The organism is Plectonema radiosum NIES-515, from assembly GCF_025753815.1.
GTDB classification, from domain to species: domain Bacteria; phylum Cyanobacteriota; class Cyanobacteriia; order Cyanobacteriales; family Nostocaceae; genus Hassallia; species Hassallia radiosum_A.
Genome location: NZ_JAOWRF010000350.1, coordinates 1 through 2,875, shown reverse-complemented (window position 1 = coordinate 2,875; position 2,875 = coordinate 1). Strand labels below are relative to the sequence as shown.

At 42.1% G+C, this 2,875-nt stretch carries 4 protein-coding genes; 1 reads left to right on the top strand and 3 read right to left on the bottom strand.

Annotated elements, in window-relative coordinates; translation table 11 throughout:
• Positions 1-298: 298 nt before the first annotated feature.
• Both OGM63_RS24605 and yidD read right to left on the bottom strand, forming a co-directional pair.
• Entirely contained in the window at positions 299-1,006 is a 708-nt protein-coding gene (locus tag OGM63_RS24605; protein ID WP_263748302.1) for a M15 family metallopeptidase, read from the bottom strand.
• 44 nt (positions 1,007-1,050) lie between these two features.
• Complete coding sequence (yidD, locus tag OGM63_RS24600) at positions 1,051-1,323, bottom strand: membrane protein insertion efficiency factor YidD (RefSeq protein WP_263748301.1); 273 nt, start codon at positions 1,321-1,323, stop codon at positions 1,051-1,053.
• 98 nt (positions 1,324-1,421) lie between these two features.
• Here yidD and OGM63_RS24595 point away from each other — a divergent pair, with 98 nt between their 5' ends.
• On the top strand, positions 1,422-2,084 hold the full coding sequence (locus OGM63_RS24595; RefSeq protein WP_263748300.1) for a diacylglycerol/polyprenol kinase family protein: 663 nt from the start codon (positions 1,422-1,424) through the stop codon (positions 2,082-2,084).
• Between the two features lie 111 nt (positions 2,085-2,195).
• Here OGM63_RS24595 and OGM63_RS24590 read toward each other — a convergent pair whose 3' ends face one another.
• The gene (locus OGM63_RS24590; protein WP_263748299.1) at positions 2,196-2,687 is read right to left on the bottom strand and encodes a hypothetical protein; all 492 of its coding nucleotides are present in this window, start codon (positions 2,685-2,687) and stop codon (positions 2,196-2,198) included.
• Positions 2,688-2,875: the final 188 nt, after the last annotated feature.

Sequence of the window (2,875 nt, the reverse complement as noted above, 5' to 3'; positions counted from 1 at the left end):
ATTTAAACGCGGCAATTAACTTATCACGGTTGGCTTCATCGTGAAAGCTTACTGAGGGATAACCGCTCCCATGCTCCCGTTGAAGTAAGAAGTAAATGTCTAGACTTGTCTAGGATTTATATAGCAGCAGTTTACTCCTCGTCGCTCTTGGATTTTAACGGCTTAAGCCGTTACTACGTTAAGGAGCGTTTATTTATGCCGATCTACTTCAAGTAGACTTTGGCTATCAGCTGTGGAGCTTCAGTTCTGGGCAGGATTCGCAACTAATTGAGAATGGTGCCAGGTGTCAGTCATAGTGCTATACAACACGTCCATAACGAGCTGTGAGAGAACTACCTGGTATCAATTGATTATTCAACCAGCAACACATCTGATCTCCTAAAGAAAAATGCCACCATTCTCTAGGATTGCGTTGAAATCCGGCTTTTAACATGACATCATGCAACAGTTGACGATGAGCGTGATATTGTTGTGCTTCGAGTTCGCTGTTATTAGCAAAGTAATCGGGAAGCGATCGCTCTGACATTTCATCAATCGGTGAACCCATATCAACCACTTGTCTATTGTCATCTACCAACGTCACATCCACCGCCGCACCGGTACTGTGAGGAGGTGGAGTTTTTTCTTCTTTACTGGGTACAGCCCAAATTTCATAAACCGCTTCCCAAATTTCTTGGCGTTTGGAGCTTGACAACTGCGCTTCTATCAGTCCTCTTTCTTGCAGCGCTTGAGCAAAACTGTAATCTACCATAAACTGTTGCACAGCTACCGGGCGATAAGCATCAAAAATTTGAATGTGCCAATTTGGATGTATTCGCTGTAAGTGATTTTGCGCTTCTTTCAAGTTGGAAATCAAACTTTTGCGGAGAAAATAAGGAGAATGTTCTCCATAAGGGGCACCTAGCTTTTCATAAGGATGGGGAGATTCCACCGCAAACAATTCTAAAGGAATCTCCACCAACGGTTCACCACATTCAATAATTGGTATTTGATGATAAGGTCTCATTTCGATTTTGGATTAAATAGGAGTCAAAAGTCAAAAGTCAAAAGTCAAAATCCCCCTTGTCCCCCCTGTCCCCCTTGTCCCCCTCTCCCCCTCCCCCCCTCTCCCCCTCCCGGTACCGGATCGTATCCACCAGGATGAAATGGATGACAGCGCAAAATCCGCCAAATTGCCAGACTACTACCACGAAGAACACCAAATCGCTCAATTGCTTCAATAGCATACATTGAACAAGTGGGCTGAAAGCGACAACTTGGGGGAAACAGCGGTGATATGAAAATGCGATAACCTTTAATTAACCAAATAAATAATAATTTCATCGCAGTAACCCAAATCCTATACATTGATAATAAGCGTCAACATTTTTCATATTGTTGTATTGTTAACTTCATTTTTTGATTTCCAGTCAAGTCACTCTTTGTCGCTGCAAGTTGCGATCGTAGCCATTTGGGTATCGCTCATCCTTCTAATTGCGTGGCTGACAAATCGTTTTGTCAATAGCGATGCAGAACTGTTGCGGAAAATAGTTCATATTGGTACTGGCAATGTGATTTTATTTGCTTGGTTACTAGATGTCCCCGCAAGTGTGGGGATTACAGCTTCGATTTTAGCGAGTGCTGTTACCTTATTGTCCTATTTATTTCCAATTCTCCCAGGTATTAACAGCGTTGGACGCCAAAGTTTGGGGACATTTTTTTATGCGGTTAGTATAGGTGTTTTAGTTGCTTGCTTCTGGCATTTGCAACAACCTCAATATGCAGCGATCGGCATTTTGATCATGGCATGGGGAGATGGATTAGCAGCGCTGATTGGACAGCGATTTGGCAAACATAAATATCAAGTGTTTGGAGCGCAAAAAAGTTGGGAAGGCTCTTTGACCATGCTTGTTCTCAGCTATATTGTTTGTAGTTTGATTTTACTCTTCACCCTGGGGAATGTTTGGCAAACTTGGTTGGTATCACTGCTGGTTGCTTTGGTAGCTACTGGTTTAGAAGCTTTTTCTTTGTTGGGTGTTGATAATTTGACAGTTCCTCTAGGTAGTGCGGCTTTTGCTTTTGTGTTAATTCAGTTACTGAGTTGAGAATAAATAGGATTTTTAAACGCAGAGAAGCGAAGGAATAATCGCAGAGTTACGCAGAGGTTTTTTGAGTTTAATTTGTGGGGAATTTGTGCAATTTTTTAGTTAGTCGCATTAGTTGTAACATCTGCCATGACTATAATATTGGCATCTGTAGTTGTGTTGTCTGTGATAATTTTGGGGCTGATATTGACGCTGGTATCTGTAGTGATGCCGTTTGGGGTGATGATTTTGAGGATAGTAAACGCGGTTTTGATTATACCTGCGATGATGACGCACTTGACGATGACATCGATAGCTGTGAGAACGCACCTTTTGTCTATAACGACGAAGACGCTGTTGATGGATGTTTTGATAATACTCGTATTTGGTCTGTTTGACTTGGGCTGTATCAGCTTCCAAGTTGCTTTGAATTGATGAATCTTCTTCATTGGCAAGGGTGGAAGAATTCATGAGACTTTGATTTGCCAGTGTGGAAGTAACTGGCAATGTCGATTCTTGAGACTGTGACTGGTTTTGCACCTTACTTGTTATATGTGCTGCTGCTGTCTCAAATCCCAAGCAACTGGGCAATAGTAAAGCACTAACTATCAATTTCCAAAACATTGTTGAAGTGTTCCTAGTTTTTGGTTCTCTAGCAAAGCTAGGGAATGTTTAGTTTGAGATGGTGACATCTCCTACACTGACCCTTGCGGGTACAGTGTAGGCTTCAAGCAGTCCTGTTAAGGATATGCAAGATTTCCTTCGTGGTACTTTCATCCATAGTTCCAACTACAGAAATCTTCCCACTACGG

Coding starts and splice junctions, on each gene's coding strand:
- OGM63_RS24605 (WP_263748302.1), bottom strand. CDS start 1,006: ATGAGACCTTATCATCAAATACCAATTATTGAATGTGGTGAACCGTTG.
- yidD (WP_263748301.1), bottom strand. CDS start 1,323: ATGAAATTATTATTTATTTGGTTAATTAAAGGTTATCGCATTTTCATA.
- OGM63_RS24590 (WP_263748299.1), bottom strand. CDS start 2,687: ATGTTTTGGAAATTGATAGTTAGTGCTTTACTATTGCCCAGTTGCTTG.